This window comes from Okibacterium sp. AC114, assembly GCF_979253355.1.
In genome coordinates this window covers 1,202,053-1,227,661 of the sequence record NZ_CEEDBR010000001.1, presented here as the reverse complement: position 1 = coordinate 1,227,661, position 25,609 = coordinate 1,202,053, and the positions used below count along the sequence as shown (strand labels likewise).

Sequence of the window (25,609 nt, the reverse complement as noted above, 5' to 3'; positions counted from 1 at the left end):
CTTCGTTATCTGGCGGGAAGAGTCTTCGGGCGCCAGGGTGCTCGGGTTTCTTCGAATGCGGTGATCTGTGCTTCGTTGCGCAACGTCAGTCCGATGTCGTCGAGACCTTCGAGCAGCCGCCACCTAGTGTAATCATCGATGTCGAAGGAGACTGTGAGGTCGCCCGCCGACACGGTCTGTGCAACCAGATCGACCGTGAAGCTTATTCCCGGCTGTGCGTCGATGACCGCCCACAGCTTCTCGATGTCCTCCTCGGCCACCTCGGCAGCCAAGAGGCCCTGTTTGCCCGAGTTGCCGCGGAAGATGTCGGCGAAACGGGGGCTCAGCACGACCTTGAAACCGAAGTCGCGCAGCGCCCAGACGGCGTGTTCGCGCGACGAGCCGGTGCCGAAATCGGGTCCTGCTACCAGAATGCTCGCGCCCTGGAAAGGGGCCTGGTTCAGGATGAACTCGGGGTCTTGCCGCCATCCCGCGAACAGCGCGTCCTCGAAGCCCGTCTTGGTGACGCGCTTGAGGTAGACGGCGGGGATGATCTGGTCGGTGTCGACGTTGGAACGCTTCAGCGGGGCCGCGATGCCCTCGACGGTGATGAATTTCTCCATGATCAGTTCTCCAGGTCGCTCGGGCTCGACAGGGTTCCGCGGATGGCGGTGGCCGCGGCCACGAGCGGCGACACCAGGTGCGTGCGCCCGCCCTTACCCTGGCGGCCCTCGAAGTTGCGGTTGCTCGTGGAGGCGCAGCGCTCCCCCGGGGCCAGCTGGTCGGGGTTCATGCCGAGGCACATCGAGCATCCGGCGAAACGCCAGTCGGCGCCGAAGTCCTTGAAGATCTGGTCGAGACCCTCGGCTTCGGCTTCGAGGCGCACGCGGGCCGAGCCCGGCACGACCATCATGCGCACGTTGTCGGCCTTCTTCTTGCCCTTGATGATCTGGGCGGCCGCGCGCAGGTCGTCGATGCGGCTGTTGGTGCAGGAGCCGAGGAACACCGTGTCGACGGGGATCTGCTTCATGGGCGTGCCCGCGGCGAGGTCCATGTATTCGAGCGCGCGCTCGGCGGCGGCGCGCTCATTGGGGTCGGAGATGAGCGACGGGTCTGGCACGTTCTGCGAGAGCGAGACGCCCTGACCGGGGTTGGTGCCCCACGTGACGAAGGGCTCGAGGTCGTCGGCGTCGAGGAACACCTCGGCATCGAAGACGGCACCCTCGTCGGTCGGCAGGGTGCGCCAGTATTCGACCGCGGCATCCCAATCGGCACCTTCTGGGGCGTGCGGACGGCCCTTCAGGTAGGCGAACGTGGTCTCGTCGGGCGCGACCATGCCCGCGCGGGCGCCGGCCTCGATCGACATGTTGCAGATCGTCATGCGGCCCTCCATCGAGAGCGCGCGGATGGCCGAACCACGGTATTCGAGCACGTAACCCTGGCCACCGCCCGTGCCGATCTTGGCGATGACGGCCAGGATGATGTCCTTGGCCGTGACACCCTCGCGGAGCGTTCCCTCGACGTTGATCGCCATGGTCTTGAACTCTTTGAGCGGCAGCGTCTGCGTGGCCATGACGTGCTCGACCTCGCTCGTGCCGATGCCGAACGCCATGGCGCCGAAGGCTCCGTGCGTTGAGGTGTGCGAGTCGCCGCAGACGACCGTGATGCCCGGCATGGTCAGGCCGAGCTGAGGGCCGACGACGTGGACGATGCCCTGCTCGATGTCACCCAGCGAGTGCAGGCGGATGCCGAACTCCTCGGCGTTGTTGCGCAGCGTCTGAATCTGGGTGCGGCTCGTCAGATCGGCGATGGGCTTGTCGATCGCGACGGTCGGCGTGTTGTGGTCTTCCGTGGCGATCGTGAGATCCGGCCGACGCACGGGGCGACCCGCCAGGCGCAGGCCGTCGAAGGCCTGCGGGCTCGTGACCTCGTGCACCAGGTGCAGGTCGATGTAGATGAGGTCGGGCGTGCCGTTCTCGCCCTTCACGACGAGGTGGTCGGCCCAGACCTTCTCGGCGAGCGTGCGGGGCCCACCGTTGTCGGCGGCGACAGCTGCGGCCAAGGCGTGCGCGTCGGCGACGACGGCCTGCTCGGGCTGGCTCGTCTGGTCGGGCTGACTCTGGCGATCGGGCTGCCCGGCGAGGTTCGCGGCGCCCGTGGTGGAATCGGCGCTCGCAACCGGCGTGCCGGATGCTGACGTGTTCGATGCTTGCTGCATTGACGTTTTCCTTCGAGAAAGGGGGTGGTCAGGCACCGGCAAACTCCGCGTCGAGGGATGCCTGGAACTAGGCCTCGTCGCGGCAGCTAAGAAGGAGCAGACCGAACAACATCCCGTCAGACTACCATCCTGCGGGTCGTCTAGGCGTCGTCGGAGGGCGCGTGTACGGGCGGGGCCGTGACGCCGCGTTTGCGGTCCCGGCGGTCCTTGATGAGGCTCGCGATGGTGGCGATGGCCATGGCGCCGATGATGACGCCGAGCGAGGTCCAGGTGTCGATCTCGGGGGCCCACTCGATGTGCTCGCCGCCGTTGATGAAGGGCAGTTCGTTCTCGTGCATGGCGTGGAAGAAGAGCTTGACGCCGATGAACGCGAGGATGAACGCGATGCCGTATTTGAGGTAGTCGAGGCGGTCGAGCAGTCCACCCAGCAGGAAGTACAGCTGGCGCAGCCCCATGAGTGCGAACACGTTGGCCGTGAACACGATGAACGGGCTCTGCGTGATGCCGAAGATGGCGGGGATCGAGTCGATGGCGAAGATGAGGTCGGTCGTGCCGATGGCGATGAAGACCACGATCATGGGCGTGAAGAAGCGCTTGCCGTCGATGGTGGTGCGGATCTTCGAGCCGTCGAACTCGTCGGTGACCTTGAGCTTGCGCTTCATGAAGGTCGTGAGGCGCGTCTCGCCGTCCTCGGCGTCGTCGTTGTGACCGAAGGCCTGGCGGAACGCCGTGAACAGCAGGAACGCGCCGAAGATGTAGAAGATGAAGCTGAACGATTCGATCAGCTGCGCACCCAGCAGGATGAAGATTCCTCGCAGCACCAGAGCGATGATGATGCCCACCATGAGCACCTCTTGCTGGTATTTGCGCGGCACGCTGAAACGCGCCATGAGGATGACGAAGACGAAGAGGTTGTCGATCGACAGGCTGTATTCGGTCAGCCATCCGGCCAGGAACTGCCCCGCGAACTCACCGCCCGCGAACTGCAGCATGAGAAAAGCGAAGACGAGCGCCAGCCCGACGTAGAACACCACCCAGAGGGTCGCTTCCTTCATCGACGGGATGTGCGGGCGCTTCACGACATAGAGCAGGTCGAAGGCCAGCACCAGCAGCAGAACGACGTACGAGCCGATCTCGAACGGGAGGGGCAGAACGGGATGCATCGGCACGACGCCTTTCAGAGGGGTGCGCCCGGGCGCACGACGATGATCGAAAGTCTCTCCCGCGCCGATGGTGCCGGCGCCCCGTGCCCGGAACCGCGAAGATGCGGTTCGTGATGACGATCACGGTGTGAGTGGGATACTCCCCTTCGCAAGGGTCAAGCATAGACCCGGGGACGACGACGGGGTGGATGCTCGAGCATCCACCCCGTCTGTGTGAAACCGACCGCGCGAAAGGCTCAGCGGTTGCGGTTGCGTTTGGCCGCCTGCGCGTCGGGGTCGGGAACGGGCAGCGATGCCAGCAGCGTGCGCGTGTAGTCGTTGCGCGGCGCCGTGAGGATCTGCTCGCTCGTGCCCTCTTCGACGAGTTCGCCGTGATAGAGCACGCCGATGCGGTCGGCCAAGAGGTCGACCACGGCCAGGTCGTGGGAGATGAACAGCGCCGCGAAACCGAACTCGCGTTGGATCTCGGCGAAGAGTTCGAGCACGCGCGCCTGCACCGACACGTCGAGCGCCGAGGTGGGCTCGTCGGCGATGAGCAGCTTCGGGTCGAGCGCGAGGGCACGGGCGAGGCTGGCGCGTTGACGCTGTCCGCCCGAGAGCTCGTGCGGGTAGCGCGCGCCGAACGCCTTGGGCAGCTGGACGGCCTCGAGCAGTTCGCCGACCTTCTTCTGCGTCTCGCGTTCGCCGAGCGAGCGCCGGTGGATGCGCAGCGGTTCGGCGACGCAATCGGCGATCGTGAGCAGCGGGTTGAAGCTCGACGCCGGGTCCTGGAAGACGAAGCCGATGTCCTGGCGCGTCTTCTTGAAGTGACGCTCCTTGACACCGTTCATCTCCGTGCCGAGCACCGTGAGCGAACCGCCCGTGACCTGCGTGAGACCGGCGATGGCGCGACCGATAGTGGTCTTGCCGCTGCCAGACTCCCCCACGAGGCCGAGCACTTCGCCCGCCCGGATCTGGAACGAGACACCGTCGACGGCCGTGAACGAACCGCGGCCGAGCCGACCCGGGTATTCGATGCGCAGACCGGATGCCTCGACGAGCGTTTCGGCCGTTTCGAGCGATTCCTTCTTGGCGCGCTCCTCGGCCGAACCGTGCACGCGCTGGCCGATGCGGGGCACCGACTCGAGCAGCTTGCGCGTGTACTCGGCCTTCGGCGCGGCGAACAGCTCGCGCACAGGGGCCTCTTCGACCAGCTCGCCCTGATACATGACGGCGACGCGGTCGGCCAGGTCGGCCACGACACCCATGTTGTGGGTGATGAGCACGATCGCCGCACCGAACTCGTCGCGGCAACGGCGCAGCAGGTCGAGGATCTCGGCCTGCACCGTGACGTCGAGCGCCGTCGTGGGCTCGTCGGCCACGATCAGGCCGGGGTTCAGGACGAGCGCCATGGCGATGACGACGCGCTGCTTCTGCCCGCCCGAGAACTGGTGCGGGTAGTAGTCGACGCGCGTAGACGGGTCGGGGATGCCGACCTTGCCGAGAATCTCGATGGCCTGCTGCCTGGCCTCCTTCTTCGAGACCTTGTTGTGGGCGCGGATGCCCTCGGCGATCTGCCATCCGACCGTGTAGACGGGGTTGAGCGACGTGGACGGCTCCTGGAAGACCATCGAGACGTCGCGGCCGCGCACCTCGCGCAGACCCTTGCGGTCGAGCGAGAGGATGTCGTGCGAATCGCTGCCGTCTCGGCGGGCCAGAATGACCGCTCCACCGGCCGTCGCCGTCTCGGGCAACAGACCGAGGATGGTCTTGGCCGTGACGGTCTTGCCGCTGCCCGATTCGCCCACGATGGCGAGGACCTCGCCGGGCGCGACGCTCAGGCTGACGCGGTCGACGGCTTTGACCGCTCCCGCGTCGGTCGAGAACGAGACGTCGAGCTGCTCGATCGTGAGTACGGCGGCCGGACGGGTGGTCGAGGCATCCGCCCCGGGGGTTGTGACTGCGCTCATGGCCTGGTCTCGATTCCGTCGTCGCCGAATGTTTCTCCCGATTCGAGGCCGCCGAGACCCGCGGGCCCGGCGGTCTGTGCGCCACCCGGGACGACCGAGGTGGCGGCTACGGTTCCGGATGCCGCGGCGACACGTCGTCGCCCACGCAGGCGCGGGTCGGCCAGGTCGTTCAGGCTCTCACCCACGAGCGTGACACCGAGGACCGCGAGGACGATCGCGATGCCCGGAGGCAGGGCCGTCCACCAGACGCCCGACGACACGTCGACAATGGCCTTGTTGAGGTCGAAGCCCCACTCGGCGGCCGACGTCGGCTCGATGCCGAAGCCCAAGAAGCCGAGGCCCGCCAGCGTGAGGATGGCCTCGGACGCGTTGAGCGTGAAGATGAGCGGAAGCGTGCGCGTGGCGTTGCGCAGCACGTGGCGGAAGATGATGCGCGCGTTGCTCGCACCCACCACCTTGGCGCTCTCGACATAGGCCTCGGATTTGATGCGCACGGTCTCGGCGCGGATCACCCGGAAGTACTGCGGGATGAACACGACCGTGATCGAGATGGCGGCCGCGAAGACGCCACCCCACAGGCTCGACTGTCCGCCAGAGATCGCGATCGACATGACGATGGCGAGCAGCAGCGTGGGGAACGCGTAGATGGCGTCGCACACGACGACGAGCACGCGGTCGAGCCATCCGCCGAAGTAGCCCGACACGAGGCCGAGGAACACGCCGACGAAGATCGACAGGATGACGGCGACGACGACGACCGAAAGGGCCGTCTGCGCGCCCCAGATGGTGCGGGACAGCACGTCGTAGCCGCCGACCGTCGTGCCGAACAGGTGCTCGGCGCTCGGGGCCTGCTGCGAACCGAAGGCTCCGTCGTCGCCGCGCAACTGCGAATAGCCGTAGGGCGCGAGCAGCGGCGCGAGCAGGGCCGTGAGGATGAACAGCCCGGTGACGACGAGGCCGGCCACGAGCATGAAGCGCTGGATGCCCATGCTCTGGCGCACCTGGTGCACGATGGGCAACCGCGACAGCAGGCTGCGCTTGTGGTCGGGGGCGTCGGGAACGGTTTTGGGGGTCGTGACGGTCATGTCAGTACCTCACCCTCGGGTCGATGAGCGCCGCTATGACGTCGACGATGAAGTTGGTGAGCGCCACGATCACGGCGAGCAGGGCGACGATTCCCTGCACGGCCACGAAGTCTCTCGCCTGCAGGTATTCGGCCAGCTGGAAGCCCAGACCCTTCCACTCGAACGTGGTCTCGGTGAGGACCGCTCCGCCGAGGAGGAGGGCGATCTGCAGGCCGATGACCGTGATGATGGGGATGAGCGCCGGACGGTAGGCGTGTTTGCGCACGAGCCGGAGCTCTCCGACACCCCGTGAGCGCGCGGCATCCACGTAGTCGGTCGAGAGCGTGCCGATCATGTTGGTGCGCACGAGCCGCAGGAAGATGCCGGCCGTGAGCAGACCCAGCGTGATGCCGGGCAGGATGGCGTGCGCCAAGACGTCGCCGATGACGTCGGGGTTGCCGGAGCGCAGGGCGTCGATCAGGTAGATGCCCGTCTTGCCCTCGAGCAGCTGCAACTCGAGTTCGGACGACGTGGTCGCCCTGCCCGACACCGGCAGCACCTTGAGCTGCACCGCGAAGATGAGCTTCATCAGCAGACCCGCGAAGAACACGGGCGTGGCATAGAACAGGATGGCGAGGATGCGCAGCACGGCGTCGGGGAAACGGTCGCGGAAGTAGGCCGCGACCATGCCGAGCGGGATGCCCACGATGAACGCCACGATGAGCGCGTAGAACGCGAGCTCGAGGGTGGCGGCGCCGTAGGTGAGCACGACCTCGATGACGGGGCGGTTGTCGCTGATCGTCTGACCGAAGTTGCCCGTGAAGATCTGGCCGAGGTACTCGAAGTACTGCACGATCACGGGGCGGTCGTAGCCGGCCGCGACGATGCGCTCCTGCAGCTGGGCGCCCGAGAGACGGCCGCCGAGGGCTGCCGTGATGGGGTCGCCCGTCGTGCGCATGAGCAGGAACACGAGGGTCACGAGGATGAAGACGGTGGGAATGATGAGCAGGAAGCGGATCAGGATGTAGCGGCCGAGGCCGCCCGATCGACGCTTCTTCGCCCGGGACGAAGACTGTGGTGCGGGCGCGGCCGGAGCGGCTGCGGCATCCGCGAGTGTGGAGCTCAGGAGGATGACCCTTCTTCTGTACGGCATGAGCCGCACTCAACTGTGTGAGGGGGTGGAGCGGCGGAACGGAGGAACGGTGAAGCGGTGGAACGAGCCGGGCCGACCGGAGCCGGGGCCGACCGCGTGAACGATCGACCCCGGCTGACCGGCTGGTCCGTCGGCTACTCCCCCGGGAGGAAGCATCCGTCGGGCGTTGTTAGCCCTTGCTGAGCGGGGCGTAACGGAACTTGAACGACGCGTCGAGCGTGACGCCGTCGACGTCGGTGCCCGAAACGGCGACCTGGGCGCCCTGCAGCAGCGGCAGGGTGGACAGGTCTGCGGCCACGGCGGCCTGGATGTCCTCGATGAGCTTCGTGCGCTCGGCAGCATCAGGCGTGGAGGCCTGCTTGAGGATCATGTCGTTGACCTCGGTGTTGCTGTAGTGGTTGGCGAGGAAGTTCTCGGTGAGGAAGAACGGCGTCAGGTAGTTGTCGGCGTCGGAGTAGTCCGGGAACCAACCCAGCTGGTAGAGCGGGTAAACGTCGGCCGTGCGGTCCTTCGAGTACTGCACCCACTCGGTGGTCTGCAGGTTGACCTTGAACAGGCCGGACTCTTCGAGCTGCGACTTGATGAGCGCGTACTCGTCGCCCGAGGAGGGGCCGTAGTGGTCGTTCGAGTACTGCAGGTTGAGCTCGACGGGCTCGGTGATGCCGGCGTCGGCCAGAACCTTCTTGGCCTTGTCGAGGTCGGGCTTGCCCTCACCGTCGCCGTACAGGTCCTTCAGAACCGTGGTGGCACCCGTGAGGCCGTCCGGAACGTAGGAGTAGAGGGGCGTGTAGGTGCCCTTGTAGACCTCGTCGGCGAGTTCGTCGCGGTCGACCAGGTCGGCGACGGCCTGGCGCACGGCGAGAGCCTTGGCCGGGTCGGCGTCGTCGGTGGTGCCACCGAACGGCTGCGTGTCGAAGTTGAAGACGATGTAGCGGGTCTCGCCGCCGGGGCCGGTGTGGACCGTGACGTTCTTGTTCTTGCTGAGGTCTTCGACGTCGGTGGCCGACAGGCTGCGGTAGGCCAGGTCGATGTTGCCTTCCTGCACCTCGAGCTTGAGGTTGGAGGACTCGGCGTAGTACTTGACGTTGACCGTCTCGGTCTTCGCCTTCTCGAGCAGGCCCTTGTACTCGGGGTTGGCCTTGTAGGAGATGAGGTTGTTGAAGTCGTAGCTCGCGATCGTGTACTGACCGGCGAACGCGTCACCCTTCACGATGTCCTGGTCGGGCGTGAGAGCGTCGGCCGAGAAGACATCCTCGTCGACGATCGGGCCGGCGGGGCTCGAAAGGATCTGCGGGAAGACCTGGTCATTCTCGCTCTTCAGCGTGAAGACGACGGTGAGGTCGTCAGGCGCGTCGGTCTTCTCGAGGTTGTAGAGCAGCGAGGACGGGCCGTTCTCGTCGGCGATCTTCAGCTGGCGGTCGAACGAGAACTTCACATCGGATGCGGTGAGCTCGTTGCCGTTGGCGAACTTGAGGCCCTCTTTGAGCTTCACGGTGTACTCGGTGGGCGCGGTGAACTCGGCGGACTCGGCGATATCGGGTTCGACGTCGGGGCTGTTCGACGGCGTGTTCATGAGGAACGGGAACACCTGGTTCTGCACGTTGAACGAACCGTTGTCGTAGGAACCCGCGGGGTCGAGCGTGGTGACCTTGTCGGTGGTGCCGATCGTGAGCGACTTGGAGCCGCCCGACGAGTTGGAGCTGGATCCTCCGGCACAGCCGGAGAGGGTGAGCGCTGCAATCGCGACGCCTGCTGTGGCGGCTGCGATTCGGCGACCGGTGCGTGAAGCGGATGTCATATCCGTCTACCTCTTTCTGGGGTGGCAAGGCGCGGCACGGGCACAGTTCAACCGCGGCCGCTTTGCTGTGGTTGGGGATCATGCTTACACAGATCGCGCTCCCACGTCGGTCATTCCGGCGTTTGGCGCGCGGAAATAACATGACCGTAACCTGCCGAACAATGGCCGGAAACCTGGGATCGACGCGGATCGGGGCATGAAAAAATCCCCCTCTGCGATTTCTCGAAGAGGGGGATTTCGGTGCTGCGTTTCGTGAACGAATTCACTCGTGACCCCAGCGGGATTTGAACCCGCGTTACCGCCGTGAGAGGGCGACGTCCTAGGCCGCTAAACGATGGGGCCGTTTTTGCAACTTGACGATTATGACACGGATTCGAGGCACCGGGCAAATCGAGCGAGGAGGCGTCCGCGAGGCTTGCTCACGGCCGCGCGGAGGGGTTAGCTCGAACCATGAGACTGACCAAGCTGGAACACGCCGGACTACTACTCGAAGACACCAACAAGAAGCTCTTCGTCGACCCCGGCATGTTCACCACTCCCCTCACCGAAGTGGCCAACACCCTCGCCATCGTGATCACGCACGAGCACCCCGACCACTGGACGCCCGAGCAGATCGAGCGCATCGTGTCGAAGAACCCCGACGTGCAGATCTTCGGACCGGCTGGCCTCGCGCAGGCCGCCCCCGATCTGCCCCTCAACGTGGTGCAGGCGGGCGACGCCGTCGAGGTGGGGCCGTTCCGGCTGCGGTTCTTCGGCGGCAAGCACGCCGTCATCCACTCGAGCATCCCCGTGATCGACAACGTGGGTGTGCTCGTCAACGACACGCTGTTCTACGGCGGCGACGCGCTCGACGTGCCCGAGGGTATCGAGGTCGACCTGTTGGCCGCCCCCGTCGGTGCCCCGTGGCTGAAGATCGGCGAGGCCATCGACTATGTGCTCGCCGTGAAGCCGAAGCGCACGTTCCCCGTGCACGAGATGGTGCTGTCGAAGGCCGGCAAGGACATGGGCAACGACCGCCTCAAGTGGGCCACCGAGCAGGGCGGCGGCGAATACTTCGCGGTGCAGCCGAACGAGAGCCTCGACCTGTAGCGGGCGAGAGAACGACGACGGCGAGGGTCGGATGCTGAGGCATCCGGCCCTCGCCGCGTCACGGGTGTTGCGGGTGAGAAGACCTACGGGGTGCGCTGCGATCCGCTCGTCGACACGGTGTCGTCGTCGCCGCGAGCTTCGGAGGCCGCCAGGTGGGCGCCCGCACCGGGTTCGACGGGCTGACCTTCCGGTACGGCGACCGTAGTTGCCAGCGGGATCTCCTTGACGAAGAACAGCAGCACGAAGGCGACGAACATGAGGGGCACGAGGATCAGGTAGACCGGGCCCAAGGCGCTGGCGTAGGCATCCGCAACGGCGTCGTGGATGGGGCCGGGCAGGGCGTTGATGGCCGCCGGGGTGAGGCCGTTGGTATCGCCGACGGGAGCACCGGCCGGGAGCTGTTCGCTGAGCTGCGCGGTCAGACGCGAGACGAACAGGCTGCCCACGATGGCCGAGCCGAACGTGGCCCCGATCTCGCGGAAGAACGCGTTGGCCGCGGTCGCCGTGCCGAGGTCTTTGTGCTGCACCGAGTTCTGCACGATGAGCACCAGCACCTGCATCGACAGGCCGAGGCCCAGACCGAGGATGGCGAGGTAGGTGCCGCTCAGCCACGGCGACGTGTCGGCCGTCATGGTGGCGAACAGTGCGAGCGCCACCATCACGAGCGCGGCACCCGAGATGGGCATCCACTTGTAGCGGCCCGTCTTGGTGATGAGGAAACCTCCGCCGATGGCCGTCAGCATGAGGCCGCCGAGCATGGGCAGCAACAGCAGACCCGATTGCGTGGCGTTGACCGAGTTGACCACCTGCAGGAACGTGGGCATGTAGCCGATGGCACCGAACATGCTGATGCCGATCATGAGGCCGGCGATCGTCGTGATCGTGAAGTTGCGGTCGCGGAACAGGTGCAGCGGGATGATGGGCTCGGGCGCACGCGTCTCGGCCCAGATGAACAGGCCCGCGAACAGCACGGTCGAGACGATGAGGCCGATGATGAGCGGCGAATCCCAGTCGTATTCGGTGCCACCCCACGAGGTGACGAGCACGAGGCTCGTGGTGGCGATGGCGATGAAGACCGTTCCGAGGATGTCGAGCTGCGGTTTCTCGCGCTGCACCTTGGGCAGCTTGATGAAGACCATGGCCGTAACGATGGCCGCGATACCGAGCGGAACGTTGATCCAGAAGGCCCAACGCCACGTGAGCACATCGGTGAAGAGGCCACCGAGCAGCGGGCCGATGACGGCCGACAGTGCGAAGACCGAGCCGATGAAGCCGCCGTATTTCCCGCGGTCCCGCGCGGGCACCACGTCGGCGATGATCGCCTGGGCGAGGATCATGAGCCCGCCGCCGCCGATGCCCTGGATGGCGCGGCCCGCGATGAGCCACGGCATGTCCATGGCGAAACCGCCGACGAACGAGCCGACGACGAAGATGGAGAGCGCCGCGATGAAGAGCGGTTTGCGCCCGATGAGGTCGCCGAGCTTGCCGTAGACGGGCATGACGATCGTCACGCCCAGGATGTAGGCCGTCGCGACCCAGAGCATGTGGTTGACGCCGTCGAGGTCGCCGACGATGGTGGGGAGCGCCGTGCCGAGGATCGTCTGGTCGAGCGATGAGAGGAACATCGCGACCATAAGGGCGATCAGGATCGGGATGACCTTGACCGGAGGGGTCGCCGAAGCGGCGTCGCCCGGCGCGCCGTTCCTGGCTCGCTTCGTACTGGCGTTGGTGGGCGGCGGAGCCGTCGTGCTGTCGTGATTCGTCACGCTGTTTCCCTGTCTCGAAGGATTCTGGTGGTGTTCTCGACGGCTCTGTCGAAGTGGACGGCGAGTGGTTCGCCGCCCAGGTCTTCGCCCCAGGAACGGAACGATTGGTGGAAGAACGCGCCCATGATCGCAAAGATCGTGTAGGAATCGCGTGCGATCTCGGCGTCGGTGTGACCCTGGCGGCGCATGACATCGGTGACGAACGACGTGAAGTCGCGCTCGAGCGAGGTCATCTTCTCGAATTCGCGCTGCAGGAGCTCGGGATGCTGGGCCAAAACCTCGTGGCGCTTCTTGTTGACGCTCTGGATGGAGGCATCCCCGTCGCGATCGAGCGCGCGGAGCTTCTGCCGGAAGACGTCGATGACGACCGTGAGGGTGTCGGCCCCGGAGTAGTCGGCCAGGTCGACCTCGGGCAGCGGCTCGCGCTCGCGGTGCACGCCGAGGAAGGCGTCGTCTTTGTTGCGGAAATAGTTGAAGAAGGTGCGCGGCGTGACGTCGGCGCGTTCGGCGATCTGCTCGACCGTGACGGACTCGAAACCGTGCGCGTGCACGAGCGAAACCGCCGCAGCCTCGATGGCCGCGGCGGTTCGTTGCTTCTTGGTCTCACGAAGTCCCGGTTGTGTCACGTCTCCAATTTTTGCACGGTGTGCAATCTTTCGCAATGTGCAAATCAACCCCTGAACCGTTGAGGCGCTGACAAGTAGGAGCGAGACCATCCGGGCTCATAAAATGTGACGACGGTCACCGGGAGGTGGAGTTTCGCTGGGTCACAACAGCCCGTTCGTGATGTACTTCGAGAATCGATGCTGAAGGAGCCCGCATGACCGTCTTCCATCCCGATCTCGCGATCGGCCGCTTCATCCCGCCGGTATCGGTCGGGCCCCGGCTGGCGACGCTGGCGCAACGGGGTGGACGACGCGAACGGGAGATCCCCGAGGACATGCTCATCGACGACGTGCAGGTGCCGGGTGTGAACGGCGCTCCCCCGGTGGACGTGCGGCTCTACCGCCCGCGCATCCTGAACGGTGTGGCCCCGGCCCTGCTCTGGATCCACGGCGGCGGCATGGTGTTCGGCGATCACCTGCAGGACGAGGCCTCGAATATCGCGTTCGCGCGCACGCTCGGCATCACGGTGGCGAGCGTGAACTATCGGCTCGCGCCCGCCCACCCGGCGCCGGCCGCGGTCGAGGATGCGTACGCCGCCCTCTCCTGGCTGGTCGAGCAGGCGGCCGAGCGTGGCATCGACCCGTCCCGGATCGCTATCGGTGGCGCGAGCGCCGGCGGCGGCATTGCGGCAGGGCTCGCTCTGTATGCCCACGACCGGGGCGACATCCGGCCCGCTTTCCAGCTGCTGGTCTACCCCATGATCGACGACCGCACGGTGCTGCGGACCGATATGGACACGAAGAATGTTCGGGTCTGGACACCCGGGAGCAACCGGTTCGGCTGGACGTCCTATCTAGGCCAGGAACCCGGGTCGGCCGATGTGTCGCCGTATGCCGCCCCCGCGCGGCGTGAGGATGTCTCGGGATTGCCACCGGCGTGGATCGGTGTCGGCACGCTCGACCTGTTCCACGATGAAGACCTGCGCTACGCCGAACGGCTGGCGGCCGCCGGTGTGCCGTGCGAGATCACGCTCGTCGAGGGTGCGTTCCACGGTTTCGACGCTCTCTTCGCCCGCAAACCGGTGTCGCGCGAATTCTGGCGCACCCAGGCTGCCGCCCTACGCGGCGCGCTCTTCGCCTGACGATATCGTCAGAGACGGTCGACGGCCGAGGACCAGACCCACGCGCGTTGCACCACGCCATCCGAGTCGGTCCACTCGATGTGAACGGCGCGGCTCGTCCACTCGATGGCCCGGCCCTCGATGCGCGCGGAGGTCTCGGGGTAGCGCGTCCACGCGCGAACGGGGATCGGCTGACCGGGCCGGCGCACGGGATCGTGTTCGACGTCGAGCTCGGCATCGCTCAGGCTCACGGGTTTGGGCCGGATGAGGATCTCGGACAGCCGGCGCTCCATGAGCTTGTCGTAGTGATGCGCGTAGCGACGATTCGTGCCCATGACGACAGAATAGCCCGATTCGAACATATGTTCTAACGCGGAATGACGCGCGCTCGGGAGGCGGACCGCGGGGGTGCTGTGCGGAGGCGCTCACTGACGCGCCCGAGGATGCGCGCGAGATCGCTGGCGTCATCGTCATCGAGCGGCGTGAACAGAAGCTGATGCACGGTTTCGATGTGCCCCGGAAACACGACGGCGAGCACATCGCGGCCGGGTTCGGTGATCGTCACCACGGTGCTGCGCTCATCATCCGGCGACGGCGCGCGCACGATGAGCCCGCGCCGCTCGAGCAACTGCGCCTGGTAGGTGAGCCCACTGCGGCTATAGACAACCCCGTCGGCGAGGTCGGTCATGCGCAGGCTCCCCGCCGGCGCATCCCCCAGGCGCGCGAGCAGCTGGAACTGGATATAACTCAGTTCCCCCGCGTCGCGTAGCTGCTTCTCGACAGCGGGGCGAACGAGGCTGCCCACCTCGGTGAACGCCAGGTAGGCCTGGAGTTGCGTCGGCGTCAGGGCCTTCGGCGAATCGGTCATGAATCCATCTTAGGCGTTGCTTCGAGTTCGAAGCAGTGTTACAGTGACGTTATTCGCTTCGAATTCGAAGCATCTAACGAAAGGCAAGACCATGAAGGCAGTGCAATTCCACGAAGTCGGTGGACCGGAAGTCCTGCAGCTGACCGAGATCGACCGCCCCGAACCGGGCGCCGGGCAGGTGCGACTGCGCGTCGCCGCCTCGGCCTTCAGCGCGGCGGATGCCGGCATGCGCGGCGGCTTCCTGCCGATTCCGATCGAGCTGCCGCATGTGCCGGGATACGACGCGTCCGGCACCATCGACGCGATTGGCGAAGGCGTCGACGGACTCAACCTCGGCGACGCCGTCATCGCCTTCCTGCCCATGGAGCGAGATGGCGGCGCGGCCGAATACGTGATCGCGCCAGCCGAGGCGGTCGTCGCCGCTCCCACCCGCATCCCCCTGACCGATGCGGCCGGCCTCCCCTCCGTGGCCCTGACCGCCTGGCAGGCGCTCTTCGACAACGGACGGCTCACCGCGGGCCAGCGCGTTCTGATCGTCGGCGCCGGTGGCGTGGTCGGCAAATACGCCATCCAGCTCGCCGTGCGCGCCGGGGTGCACGTCATCGCCACAGCCAGCCCCCGAAGCTTCGAAGCCGTTCGCGACGCCGGGGCCCATCAGATCGTCGACCACACCACCACCGACGTCCTCGGCGCCATCGACGGCCAGGTGGATGTCCTCCTCAACCTCGCACCCGTCACACCCGAGCAGTTCGCCGCCAACGTCGCAGCCGTGCGCGACGGCGGAACCGTCGTGAGCACGACGGCATTCATGGAGACGCCGGGTGACGAGGAGCGCGGGGTGGCCGCATCCACGGTGTTCGTCGTGCCGAACCGCGAACGCCTCACCGAATTGGTGTCGCTCGTCGACGCAGGGTCACTCACGGTCGAAGTGACGCGCCGCATCCCCCTGGCCGAGCTGCCCGCCCTTCACGCCGAGGCAGAAACGGGTCGCATCTCCGGGAAAGTCATCGTCCTGCCCTGAGTCAGACGCCGCTGGTGAGCCCTCCCCCACGGTCGGCGACGGCGCTCCCAGCGTCAGCATCGGCAGCCGGATCCGCGCGGAGCGCCGAGACCATGCTGCGCAGGATGCGGAGTGCGGCGGCGTGGTCGGCGTCGGACAGGCCACTCAGCATTCTGACCTCGACCGACCTGACGGCCGCCGTCGCCTGCTCCAGGGAGCGGCGGCCGCGCGGCGTGAGTTTCGTGGGCAAAACCTTGCCGACGGGCGCCTCGCTCGGCCTGGTCACGAAGCCGTCACGCTCGAGCGCCTGCAGCAGCACGTTCATCGATTGCCGGGTAACGAAGGCGCCGCGGGCGAGGTCCGAGTTGGATGACCCCGGCCGCTGCGCGAGAAGTTCGAGACACGAGTAATGCGTGATCGTCATGTCGAGCGGCCGCAGCACCTCTTCCATCGCGGCGCGGAGAGCACTGGCCGCCTCTTTCAGCAGGTAGCCGAGGGAGGTTTCGAGATCGATGCCGGCGTCGTCTTGACTCATGTCAGATAACTGACACCAGCTAAGGAGAAGCACGATGCCCGCCACCGGACCCGATTTCATCTCACTACAGGTACGCAACCTCGATGCCTCGCAGGCGTTCTACGAGAAGTATCTCGGCCTCGTGCGTTCGCCCGCCGGGCCGCCGCACGCCGTCGTCTTCCAGACCCAGCCCATTGCCTTCGCGCTGCGCGACATCGTGCCCGGCACCGACCTCGCCGCCGCGGCCCAGCCCGGAATCGGCGTGGCCCTCTGGCTGCACGGCACCGACGTGCAGGAGATGCACGATGCCCTCGCCGCCGACGGCCACACCATCGTCCAGGCGCCCATCGACGGCCCGTTCGGCCGCACCTTCAGCTTCGCCGATTCGGATGGTTATCACGTGACGTTGCACGACCGCGCCTAGACATGGCAAAGGGCCCGCTCTGAGCTTCTGCTCGGAACGGGCCCTTTCGTCTTACTCACCGCGGGGCGGTGCTCCCTGGCGGGGAGGGGGAATTACTTGGTGGCGACGGTGATCTTGGCGACACCGACGAGCATTCCGCCGGCGACCTTGTCGGTGCCGAAGGTCTCGTTCAGAAGCGCAGCAGCGTCATCAGAGATGTGGACCGTGGTGCCCTCGAGGATCGCGTTGTCGCCATCCATCTGGAGCGGCTTCAGCGTGCCACCGTGCAGGTCGAACAGGACGGCGTCTTCAACAGCAACGGTTCCATCGACGGACACGTCACCCATGAGCTTCGAGGTGCCCGGGTCGATCACGAAGTTGCTGAGCTCGACGACCTTCGCGCCGGCGGTCAACGACAGGCCGGAACCCTCGTGGTCGATGGTGCCCTGAACGTAGGGACGGTAGTCCTCTTCGGGGTCGTAGTAGTCGACGTTGCCACCCGTGATCGGGAACGAGAACGTGCCATCGGTGAACGTGGCCGTTCCAACGGTGCCGGGAGTCAGACCCAGCGAGGTCAGAGCATCGACGAACGACGCGTCGACGGCGACCTGCGTGTCGACACCCTTCGAGAGGTCGGGGATCGACGCAACCGGAGTGGGCGTCGCGTCAGCCGACGACGAGGAGCTGGACGAAGGCGAAGAGCTGGACTCGGTGGTCGTGCCACCGGTCGAGCACGCGGCCAGAGAGAAAGCGAGAGCGCCAGCAGCAGCAACTCCGAGTGTGGTCTTCATGTACTTACGCATGGTGTCAATCCTTTGTTCGTGTGTGGGGCTGTGGGCGGAATGCCTGTGTGATGTGCCTGTCGTGCGGGGTGTTGATAGGGGTTCGGCACCCGCCCCTGAACGGATTGGTCTACCGCGCAAAAAAGTCTCCAACCCCCGGAAACAGGCGGGAGTTGGAGACTTTTTGGCGTGCGGTTGGGCTCAGACGCTGGTGGAACCCCAGGAGGCCGACTCGCCGGCGGGGGCCGTGGCGCGGGGCACCGAAGACGGGTTGCCGTCGCGCAACTCGGGCGGCAGCATCCGGTCGGGGGCGCTCTGGAACGCGACCGGTCGCAGGAAGCGGAGCAGCGCCGCCGTGCCGACCGAGGTCGACGAGTCGTTGGTCGTCGCGGGCCACGGGCCTCCGTGTTGCATGGCCGGGGTGACGGCAACACCGGTGGGCCAGCCGCCGAACAGCACGCGCCCGGCGTGACGGCTGAGGGCGAAGACGAGGCGGTCGAGGTCGGGCGTCTGCTCGGCGTCACCCGCATAGACCGTCGCCGTGAGCGAGCCCGGGAACAGGTCGGGCACGAGGCCAGCCAGATCGGTCGTGGTCGGGTCGTATTCGACGACGATGGAGAGCGGGCCGAAGGCCTCGTCGAGCAGGTCCTCCCCCGCCGACCTCAGCGTGTCGAGATCGACCGAGACGATCGTGGGCGTGACCCAGCCGTGGCCGTCGTCGTCGACCTCCACCGTGCCCGAGGCGATGGCGCGCACGCCGTCGACGCCGAGGATCGTGTCGCGGCGCTCCACGTAGCCCGACGTGATCTTGGGGTAGAGCAGGCGGTGGGCGGCTACAGCTTCGGCGGCCTCACGAATCGGAGCGTCGAGCTGCGCCAGGGTGCCGGTGGGCACGAAGAGGAAGCCCGGTTTGGTGCAGAGCTGGCCGGCCGAACCCGAGACGCTCGCGACGAAACCGGCGGCGAGGGCATCCGCACCCCCGGCCGAAACGAGACCATCGGCCGTGACGAACACCGGGTTGACGCTGCCGAGCTCGCCGAAGAAGGGGATGGGCGCGGGGCGCGAGGCGGCGATATCGGCGAGGGCGCGGCCGGCGTTCAGCGATCCGGTGAACGATCCGGCGGCGACGCGGGGGTCGCGCAGGGCCTCGATGCCGGCATCCTGACCCTCGATGAGCTGGAAGGTGCCGTCGGGCATGCCCGCCTCGGTGAGCGCGCGCAAGACGACCTGGGCCGTGAGGCGCGAGAGTTCCGGATGTCCGGGGTGCGCCTTGAGGATCACGGGGCAACCGGCAGCCAACGCTGCAGCCGTGTCACCACCCGCCACCGAGAAGGCGAACGGGAAGTTGCTGGCGGCGAAGTTGACGACGGGTCCGACGGGCACGAGGTAGCGGCGCAGATCGGGTCGGGCACCCAGAGCGAACCCGGGGTCGGCCTCATCGATGCGCACGTCGAGGTAGTCGCCCGCGCGCACGGTGTCGGCGAAGAGGCGCAGTTGCACGACCGTGCGGTTGAGTTCGCCCCGCAGTCGCGCCTCGGCCAGGCCGGTTTCGCGCATGCCTACAGGCACGAGCGTGTCGGCGTCTGACGCGAGCGCATCGGCCACGGCGACGAGCGCGTCGGCGCGGGCCCCGCGGTCGGTGAGGGCGAAGGGTGTCGAGGCGGCGTGAGCGCGCGCTGCCGCGTCGGCGGCGCTCGTGACGACTCTCTGCTCCTCGGTCGCCCGCGTCGCGGCGTCTGCGGACCCGGCCTCGGGGCCGTCGGGAGTGGTGTCGAGAGGGCTATGCGTCATCTTTTTCTCCTGTGAGCTATTCCTGCTGAACTATTCCAGATGGAATATTCCAACGGGAATAGTTCATCTGGAGGATCGATATTCGCGAAATCGTGTCGATGTCGGGCGCTTCGTCGGTGCATCGGCCACCTGCGAGGGGTGGTGTCGGCAGGCGGCGGCGGTGGCGCCGGGCGGTGGTGACGGCGGCGGCGGCGGTGACGGCAGCGGGCGGTCATGACGGCGGCGGGCCGCGGTGCCCGGCAAGCTGCGCCGGGTCGTTAGAGCTGGAAGCCCGTGGGGAAGGGGTCGCTCGGGTCGAGGAGGTATTGCGCCATCCCCGTCACCCAGGCGCGACCCGTGATGGTCGGGATGACCGCGGGCACACCCTCGACGGTCGTTTCGGCGATCAGGCGGCCGACGAAACGGCTGCCGATGAACGATTCATTCACGAAGTCGGTGTCGAGGGGCAGCTCGCCGCGCGCCCAAAGTTCGGCCATGCGCGCCGACGTGCCGGTGCCGCACGGGGAGCGATCGAACCAACCCGGGTAGATGGCCATGGCGTGGCGCGACAGCTCGGCCGTCGAACCGGGCGCGATGAACTCCACGTGGTGGCAGTGGTCGACCCCGTCGATGGTCGGATGCCGGGGCGGCGCCTGTTCGTTGATGGCCGCCATGATCGCGAGCCCCGCGTCGAGGATGTCGTGCTGGCGTGAGCGGTCGAACGGCAACCCGACGGCATCGAGGTCGACCATGGCGTAGAAGTTGCCGCCGAACGCGATGCTGTAGGGCACCGCGCCGAGACCCGGCACCTCGATGACCTGGTCGAGCCGTTCGACATAGCTCGGCACGTTCTCGAGCGTGACCGAATCGGCGTGGCCGTCGGAGACCGCCACCCGGGCGACGACGACACCGGCCGGCGTATCGAGCCGGATCGTCGTCACGGGTTCTTGCACGGGCACCATACCGGTTTCGACCAGGACCGTCGCCACACCGATGGTGCCATGACCGCACATGGGCAGGCACCCCGACACCTCGATGTAGACGACGCCCCAGTCGCAGTCATCCCGCGTGGACGGCTGCAGGATGGCGCCCGACATGGCCGAGTGCCCGCGCGGCTCGTTCATGAGGAACAGGCGCAGATCGTCGAGATGCTCGATGAAGTGCAGCCGTTTCTCGTTCATGGTCGCGCCCGGGATCACCCCCACTCCCCCGGTGACGACACGCGTGGGCATGCCCTCGGTGTGGGAGTCGACGGCCTGGATGACCCGAGACGATCTCACGTGATGCTCCTCAGAGTGAACGAACGGTTGAACGGATTGCCGAGTGCTAGCGCGTGGCCAGGTAGTCGAGGGCGCGACGCGTCTCGTGCGTGACCCGCTCGGCGTTCTCGGCGCTGAGCGGTCCGCGCGGCGGGCGCGTGGGTCCACCGTAGCTCTCGCCGGCGACATCGATCGACAGCTTGATGGCCTGCACGAACTCGGTCTTCGAGTCCCAGCCGAAGACGGGGACCAGCTCGCGGTAGAGCGTGCGCGCCTCGTCGATCTTGCCCGTGGTGACGAGCGTGTAGAGCTCGACGGCCTCGCGCGGGAACGCGTTCGGGTAGCCGGCGAACCAGCCCGTGGCGCCCGCGACCAGCGACTCGAACAGCAGGTCGTCGGCGCCGGCGATGACGTCGAGGTCGGTCTTGTCCTGGATCTCGAGCACGCGGCGGATGTCCGTCGAGAATTCCTTCACGGCGACGAGGTTCTCGAGCGACGAGAGCTCGGCCAACAGATCGGGCGTCAGGTCGACCTTGGTGTCGATGGGGTTGTTGTAGGCCATGATCGGCAGGCCGACCTCGTTGACCTTCGTGTAGTGCTCGATGACCTCAGAGCGGTTGGCGCGGTAGATGGTGGGCGGCAAGAGCAGCACGCCGTCGGCACCGTCCTCGGCGGCCAGTTCGGCCCAGTGGCGGGCCTGGTGCCAGCCGACACCGTGCACGCCGGCGACGACGAGGCCGCGGTCGCCAACGGTGTCGACGGCGACCTGGATGACCGTGCGACGCTCTTCATCGGTGAGGGACGAGTATTCGCCGAGCGATCCGTTGGGGCCGACGCCGCGGCATCCGTTCTCGATGAGCCAGTTGCAGTGCGCCGCGAACTTGTCGTAGTCGACGGCGAGCCCGGCCGGGGCGTTGTCGTCGGGTTTGAAGGCGAGCGTCGTCGCGACGATGACGCCGCCGAGATTGAGGGGGTTCTTGGCCATGGTGGCTGTTTCCTTCCGAGGGTGAGTGTGAAAAACGTTTCGTGGGTGTGGGAGGTGGTTGCGACGGGCGCGGGGTGGCCGCGGTCAGTCTTCGGCCGATCGCGCGGGTCGCGCATCGGGGAGGTCGAGGGGGTCGGGCGGGTCGAGAAAATCGGGCGCGGCAGAGACGACAGCGGCATCGCGGTCATCTGTCGAGCCGCCGAGGTCGACGGCGCCGAGCGATGGCCGGGCGGATGCCGCAAGCCCCGCCAATTCGCCGAGCCGAACGGGCGACACGATGGGTCGCCGATCGGTGCTCACGGGGGGACGGACGGGGTCGGTGCCGGAGTCGCCGGGCGCCGACAAAGAGGCGTCGGCTGTGACGGCCGGGTGTTTCGCCGAGGCCGTCGTCGAAACGGTCATCGACACCGAACCGTTCGCGGATGCCGAAGCCGAAGCCGGCGCGGCGTCGTGCTCGGCCGTGCGGATGAGCTCCTCGACCGTGCGCCCGCAGATGCGCGCCTGGCAGATGCCGAGGCCGGCCCGCGTGGTCAGCTTCACCGAGCGCACGCCCGTCTGTGCCGTGCGGCGCACGGTCGAGCGGATGGTTCCGCACGACACCTCCTCGCAGCGGCACGCGATGGTGTCGTCGCGCAACCAGCCGGTCCACCCGGCGCGGATGCCGTGCGCGCGCTCGAGGCGCGCGGCGAACGCGGTGAAGGTGCGACGGCGGCGGCGATCGGCGCGCAGCGACACGTCGGCCGGATCACCGCCCGCCGCCACATGTCCCGCCACGCTGCCCTCGGCCAGCGCGGCGTCGGCTCCGCCGATGCTCGTGATCTCACCCGCGGCGAAGACGCCAGGAATGCTCGTGCGGCCGACGTCGTCGACGCGCACGAAACGGTCAGAGGTGATGTCGCAGCCCGCGGCGATCGCGAGTTCGAGGCGCGGCGTGAAACCGTGGCTGACGGCGACCGCATCGGCGGCCATGCGACGACGCGTTCCGGGGATGGGGGCCCACGAGGCATCCACCTTCTGCACGGTGACGCTTTCGACGCGGTCGGTGCCGTGCGCCTCGACGACGGCCCAGCCGGTGCGGTACGGAATTCGGTGGCGCAGGTGACCGAGCGCGTAGTCGACGAGCTCGGGGGCCTTGCCGCGGGCACCGAGGAGCTCGAGGGGTTTCGACGACCAACCATGCAGGAGGCGAGCCGGGGTCGACGCTTCGAAGACGCCGACGACCCTCGCACCCGTCTGCGTGAGCGATTTGGCCACGGGCAGCAGGAACGGCCCGGCCCCGGCGATGACGACGCGGTCGCCGATCGAGACGCGCTCCCCCTTGGCGAGGGCCTGGGCGGCGCCGGCCGAATAGACGCCGGGCAGCTGCCAGCCGGGGAACGGCAGCGTGCGGTCGTGGGCACCCGTCGCGAGCACGAGGGCGTCGGGGCGGTAGGTCTGGGGCGTGCGGTCGGTTCCGTCGGGCGGGCCGACGAGCACATGCACGGTCACGGGACTCCGGCCGGCGGCATCACCGGTCTCGAGCGCCCACACCTGAGCCTCTGTCACGATCGTGCAGTCGGGATGCTGCGCCAACACGCTCCGGCGCCGCAAAAACCCCTGCCACCCGTGGTGCAGCCGCTCCTCGTGGGCCGCCGGACGAGCCGCCGGCAGGTGCCGCCAATACTGTCCGCCCAATTCGTCCGAGGCGTCGAGAAGCGTCACCCGGGCCCCCGCGGCTAGCGCGGATTCTGCGGCCGCGAGACCGGCCGGGCCGGCACCGACGACGAGCACGTGTCGAGCATCCGTCATGACGTCACCTCGGGAAGTTCATCGTGTTGCGTGCGCACCACGTCGCCGTCCTGTGCACGCCGCTGGCAGGCCCGGATGTCGCGCACCCCGTTGACCTCGACGATGCAGTCGAAGCACACGCCGATGCCGCAGAACACGCCGCGCGGCGAATCGCCCACGCTCGTGCGCCGCCACGACAGCACGCCCTCGGCCAGCAGGACCCCGGCGATCGTCTGCCCGCGCAGTCCCTCGTGCGGCGTGCCGTCGAGCGTGAGCCCGATGCGGTCGGCGCTAAGTGGTTGCACGGGGTCGTTCGATGCCCGGATCATGCGCGCGGCCATCACGCCACCTCCTCGAGGAACGGGGCCAGGCTCGGCCGGGACACCTGGAACGGCGCGGCATCGATGGATGTCGCGGCGCCCGACAGTTGGTCTGCCAGGAGTTCTCCGGTGGCGAGCGACAGCCCGATGCCCGCGCCCTCGTGTCCCGTGGCGTGCCACAACCCGGGCAGCCGGTGGTCGGCGCCGACGAGCGGCAGGTGGTCGGGCATGAACGGACGGAACCCGCCGTAGGCCCGCATGGCGCTGGCCGTCTCGAGGAACGGGAAGAGTCGCAGGGCCTTCGCGGCGACCTCGGCCAAGACATTCACGCGCAGGCTGTCGTCGAAGCCGATCTGCTCGCGGCTCGACCCGATCAGCACCGTGCCGGCCGCCGTCGATTCGACGACGCTGGAGGTTTGCAGGGCCGCATCGCTCGATTGCGTGGCGCCGAAGTAGTCGCCGTCGTAGACCTTGTGGAAGACGCGGTGCGGCATGCGGGTCGTCACGAGCACCATGCCGCGTCGGGGGCGAACAGGCAGCGGCGCACCCAAACGCTTGGCGACCTCGCCCGACCAGGGGCCCGAGGCCACGATGACGGCGTGGGCGTCGAAACGCCCGGCCGACGTCTCGACACCGATGAGACGGCCGTCGCTCCCCCGCACGGCGCCCGTGACGCTGACGCCCGGTCGCACATCGGCTCCCGCGAGGCGCGCCGAGGCGAGGAGCGCCTCGGTTGCCGTGACGGGTTGCACCTGGGCGTCTTCGGGGTAGAACACCGCGGCCGTGATGCCGCGGTTCAGCGAGGGCTCGAGCGTGAAGGCATCCTCGAGCGGGATGATGCGCGCGTCGACGCCCGCCGTGACCTGTCCGCGGGCGAAATCTTCGAGGGGCGCCGCACCCTCCTGGGTGGTGGCGACGACGAGGCCGCCCTTGCGCTCGAATTCGATCGAGGGGAAGTCGGGGCCGAGTTCATCGGCGAGTTGCGCTGCCACGGTCGGCCAGAGCGACGAGGCGTATTGGGCGAGGACCAGTTCGGGCCCGGCGCCCTTGTCCGAGAGCAGCAGGTTGCCTTCCCCGGCGGCACTCGTTCCGCTGGCCGCGGCCGCGCGGTCGAGCACGAGCACCGAGAGGCCCCGGCGGGCGAGGGAGCGGGCCGTTGCGGCACCGACGATGCCGGCGCCGACGATGATGACGTCCGTTGTCATGGTTCCGCCCCCTTCGTCCGGCCGATCCGTAGCTGTAGCTGTGTCCGTGTCTCTCAGTAATATGTCACACATTTACTCCGTGTGCACCGGTTTTCACCGGAATGACCCCGAGGTGTAACGCGCGCGTTACAAGACCGCGAGGTCGTCCTCGACGGTCTCGGCCCGGCCCGACCACCAGCCGAGCGCGTGATGGATGTGCCGATGCATGAGCGCGCCCGCGGATTCGGCGTCGCCGGCCACGAGATAGCCGAGCAATTCGTGATGTTCGGCGGCCGATTCGCTCAGTCGATCGCTCTCGAGCATGGCCGCCAGGCCCACGAGCCGCGTGCGGCTGCGCAGGTCGGACACCATCTCGGTGAGCAGCGGATTGCCGAGCAGGGCCGTCAACTCGCGATGGAACACCTGGTCGGCCTCGAGGTAGGCCTTGAGATCACCGGTCTGCGCACCCGCGACGATGGCATCGGCGCGCGCCGCGTGCTCGCGAGACTCGTCGGCGAAACCGCGACGGGCCAGCTCCTCCATGGCGGGCGGCTCGAGCAGCTGCCTCACCTCGACGATCTGGCGCAGGTGCTCGTCGCTCACGGCCGTGACCCGGAACCCCTTATTGCGCACCGACTCGACGAAACCACGCTTCTCGAGATCGAGCATGGCCTCGCGCACGGGCGTCGCCGACACGCGGAACTGCACGGCCAGCGTCGGCACGGACACGAGCGTGCCCGGGGCCAATTCGCCCGAGATGATGGCGGCCGACAGCGTTTTCTCGACCTGCGCGCGCAGGCTCGCCGGCTGCTCAGCTCGGTGGAGCGACGTGATGGTCACGGTGCGTATCCC

Annotated in this window: 24 protein-coding genes and 1 tRNA gene; 4 read left to right on the top strand and 21 right to left on the bottom strand. The window is 67.4% G+C overall.

Annotation, left to right across the window (positions count from 1 at the left end; all coding sequences use genetic code 11):
- Positions 1-5: 5 nt before the first annotated feature.
- The 8 genes from leuD to ACZ6IE_RS05880 all read right to left on the bottom strand — a co-directional run bounded on the left by leuD (position 6) and on the right by ACZ6IE_RS05880 (position 9,666).
- On the bottom strand, positions 6-602 hold the full coding sequence (gene leuD, locus ACZ6IE_RS05915) for a 3-isopropylmalate dehydratase small subunit (protein ID WP_464607186.1): 597 nt from the start codon (positions 600-602) through the stop codon (positions 6-8).
- 2 nt (positions 603-604) lie between these two features.
- Positions 605-2,197 (bottom strand): 3-isopropylmalate dehydratase large subunit, encoded by a 1,593-nt coding sequence (gene leuC, locus ACZ6IE_RS05910; RefSeq protein WP_464607185.1) that lies wholly within the window; start codon positions 2,195-2,197, stop codon positions 605-607.
- Between the two features lie 140 nt (positions 2,198-2,337).
- Positions 2,338-3,360, bottom strand: coding sequence for a TerC/Alx family metal homeostasis membrane protein (locus ACZ6IE_RS05905; protein WP_077053446.1), 1,023 nt, complete (start codon positions 3,358-3,360; stop codon positions 2,338-2,340).
- A gap of 236 nt (positions 3,361-3,596) precedes the next feature.
- A complete protein-coding gene (locus tag ACZ6IE_RS05900) occupies positions 3,597-5,309 on the bottom strand; it encodes an ABC transporter ATP-binding protein (RefSeq protein WP_464607184.1) in 1,713 nt (570 codons plus the stop codon).
- Positions 5,306-6,394 (bottom strand): ABC transporter permease, encoded by a 1,089-nt coding sequence (locus ACZ6IE_RS05895; protein ID WP_464607183.1) that lies wholly within the window; start codon positions 6,392-6,394, stop codon positions 5,306-5,308. Before ACZ6IE_RS05895 ends, ACZ6IE_RS05900 begins: the two co-directional genes overlap by 4 nt.
- Position 6,395: 1 nt before the next feature.
- Positions 6,396-7,526, bottom strand: coding sequence for an ABC transporter permease (locus ACZ6IE_RS05890; RefSeq protein ID WP_464607182.1), 1,131 nt, complete (start codon positions 7,524-7,526; stop codon positions 6,396-6,398).
- A gap of 169 nt (positions 7,527-7,695) precedes the next feature.
- Positions 7,696-9,324: an ABC transporter substrate-binding protein gene (locus tag ACZ6IE_RS05885; protein ID WP_464607181.1), complete on the bottom strand. Its 1,629-nt coding sequence runs from the start codon at positions 9,322-9,324 to the stop codon at positions 7,696-7,698.
- A gap of 269 nt (positions 9,325-9,593) precedes the next feature.
- Positions 9,594-9,666, bottom strand: a tRNA-Glu gene (locus ACZ6IE_RS05880).
- 108 nt (positions 9,667-9,774) lie between these two features.
- On the opposite strand from ACZ6IE_RS05880, the gene ACZ6IE_RS05875 reads away from it, so the two are divergent.
- On the top strand, positions 9,775-10,413 hold the full coding sequence (locus ACZ6IE_RS05875) for an MBL fold metallo-hydrolase (protein WP_464607180.1): 639 nt from the start codon (positions 9,775-9,777) through the stop codon (positions 10,411-10,413).
- 83 nt (positions 10,414-10,496) lie between these two features.
- On the opposite strand, the gene ACZ6IE_RS05870 is transcribed toward ACZ6IE_RS05875, so the two are convergent.
- Together ACZ6IE_RS05870 and ACZ6IE_RS05865 are read right to left on the bottom strand one after the other, a co-directional pair.
- Positions 10,497-12,179 carry an MDR family MFS transporter gene (locus ACZ6IE_RS05870; RefSeq protein WP_464607179.1) on the bottom strand — a complete coding sequence of 561 codons (1,683 nt, stop codon included), beginning with the start codon at positions 12,177-12,179 and terminating at the stop codon, positions 10,497-10,499.
- On the bottom strand, positions 12,176-12,805 hold the full coding sequence (locus ACZ6IE_RS05865; RefSeq protein ID WP_464607178.1) for a TetR/AcrR family transcriptional regulator: 630 nt from the start codon (positions 12,803-12,805) through the stop codon (positions 12,176-12,178). Before ACZ6IE_RS05865 ends, ACZ6IE_RS05870 begins: the two co-directional genes overlap by 4 nt.
- Before the next feature lie 194 nt (positions 12,806-12,999).
- On the opposite strand from ACZ6IE_RS05865, the gene ACZ6IE_RS05860 reads away from it, so the two are divergent.
- The gene (locus ACZ6IE_RS05860) at positions 13,000-13,926 is read left to right on the top strand and encodes an alpha/beta hydrolase fold domain-containing protein (protein ID WP_464607177.1); all 927 of its coding nucleotides are present in this window, start codon (positions 13,000-13,002) and stop codon (positions 13,924-13,926) included.
- 8 nt (positions 13,927-13,934) lie between these two features.
- Here the strand turns inward: ACZ6IE_RS05860 and ACZ6IE_RS05855 are convergent, their stop codons facing one another.
- Both ACZ6IE_RS05855 and ACZ6IE_RS05850 read right to left on the bottom strand, forming a co-directional pair.
- On the bottom strand, positions 13,935-14,240 hold the full coding sequence (locus ACZ6IE_RS05855; RefSeq protein ID WP_079727317.1) for a hypothetical protein: 306 nt from the start codon (positions 14,238-14,240) through the stop codon (positions 13,935-13,937).
- Positions 14,241-14,272: 32 nt separating this feature from the next.
- Positions 14,273-14,773: a MarR family winged helix-turn-helix transcriptional regulator gene (locus ACZ6IE_RS05850; protein WP_464607176.1), complete on the bottom strand. Its 501-nt coding sequence runs from the start codon at positions 14,771-14,773 to the stop codon at positions 14,273-14,275.
- Positions 14,774-14,864: 91 nt separating this feature from the next.
- Here ACZ6IE_RS05850 and ACZ6IE_RS05845 point away from each other — a divergent pair, with 91 nt between their 5' ends.
- A complete protein-coding gene (locus tag ACZ6IE_RS05845; RefSeq protein WP_464607175.1) occupies positions 14,865-15,794 on the top strand; it encodes an NADP-dependent oxidoreductase in 930 nt (309 codons plus the stop codon).
- 1 nt (position 15,795) lies between these two features.
- On the opposite strand, the gene ACZ6IE_RS05840 is transcribed toward ACZ6IE_RS05845, so the two are convergent.
- Positions 15,796-16,308 (bottom strand): MarR family winged helix-turn-helix transcriptional regulator, encoded by a 513-nt coding sequence (locus tag ACZ6IE_RS05840; protein WP_464607174.1) that lies wholly within the window; start codon positions 16,306-16,308, stop codon positions 15,796-15,798.
- Positions 16,309-16,342: 34 nt separating this feature from the next.
- Here ACZ6IE_RS05840 and ACZ6IE_RS05835 point away from each other — a divergent pair, with 34 nt between their 5' ends.
- Positions 16,343-16,711 carry a VOC family protein gene (locus ACZ6IE_RS05835; protein ID WP_464607173.1) on the top strand — a complete coding sequence of 123 codons (369 nt, stop codon included), beginning with the start codon at positions 16,343-16,345 and terminating at the stop codon, positions 16,709-16,711.
- Positions 16,712-16,803: 92 nt separating this feature from the next.
- On the opposite strand, the gene ACZ6IE_RS05830 is transcribed toward ACZ6IE_RS05835, so the two are convergent.
- The 8 genes from ACZ6IE_RS05830 to ACZ6IE_RS05795 all read right to left on the bottom strand — a co-directional run bounded on the left by ACZ6IE_RS05830 (position 16,804) and on the right by ACZ6IE_RS05795 (position 25,597).
- A complete protein-coding gene (locus tag ACZ6IE_RS05830; RefSeq protein ID WP_464607172.1) occupies positions 16,804-17,493 on the bottom strand; it encodes a hypothetical protein in 690 nt (229 codons plus the stop codon).
- 180 nt (positions 17,494-17,673) lie between these two features.
- Positions 17,674-19,263, bottom strand: a complete 1,590-nt coding sequence (locus ACZ6IE_RS05825) for an aldehyde dehydrogenase (NADP(+)) (RefSeq protein WP_464607171.1) — start codon at positions 19,261-19,263, stop codon at positions 17,674-17,676.
- A 257-nt stretch (positions 19,264-19,520) separates the two neighbouring features.
- Entirely contained in the window at positions 19,521-20,522 is a 1,002-nt protein-coding gene (locus ACZ6IE_RS05820) for a proline racemase family protein (RefSeq protein WP_464607170.1), read from the bottom strand.
- 46 nt (positions 20,523-20,568) lie between these two features.
- Positions 20,569-21,486 carry a dihydrodipicolinate synthase family protein gene (locus ACZ6IE_RS05815; RefSeq protein WP_077053461.1) on the bottom strand — a complete coding sequence of 306 codons (918 nt, stop codon included), beginning with the start codon at positions 21,484-21,486 and terminating at the stop codon, positions 20,569-20,571.
- Positions 21,487-21,570: 84 nt separating this feature from the next.
- A complete protein-coding gene (locus tag ACZ6IE_RS05810) occupies positions 21,571-23,274 on the bottom strand; it encodes an FAD/NAD(P)-dependent oxidoreductase (RefSeq protein WP_464607169.1) in 1,704 nt (567 codons plus the stop codon).
- The gene (locus tag ACZ6IE_RS05805; protein WP_464608589.1) at positions 23,271-23,594 is read right to left on the bottom strand and encodes a (2Fe-2S)-binding protein; all 324 of its coding nucleotides are present in this window, start codon (positions 23,592-23,594) and stop codon (positions 23,271-23,273) included. The genes ACZ6IE_RS05810 and ACZ6IE_RS05805 overlap by 4 nt, the downstream gene beginning before the upstream one ends.
- Positions 23,594-24,778, bottom strand: a complete 1,185-nt coding sequence (locus ACZ6IE_RS05800) for an NAD(P)/FAD-dependent oxidoreductase (protein WP_464607168.1) — start codon at positions 24,776-24,778, stop codon at positions 23,594-23,596. Before ACZ6IE_RS05800 ends, ACZ6IE_RS05805 begins: the two co-directional genes overlap by 1 nt.
- Positions 24,779-24,904: 126 nt before the next feature.
- A complete protein-coding gene (locus ACZ6IE_RS05795) occupies positions 24,905-25,597 on the bottom strand; it encodes a GntR family transcriptional regulator (protein ID WP_464607167.1) in 693 nt (230 codons plus the stop codon).
- Between the last annotated feature and the right edge of the window lie 12 nt (positions 25,598-25,609).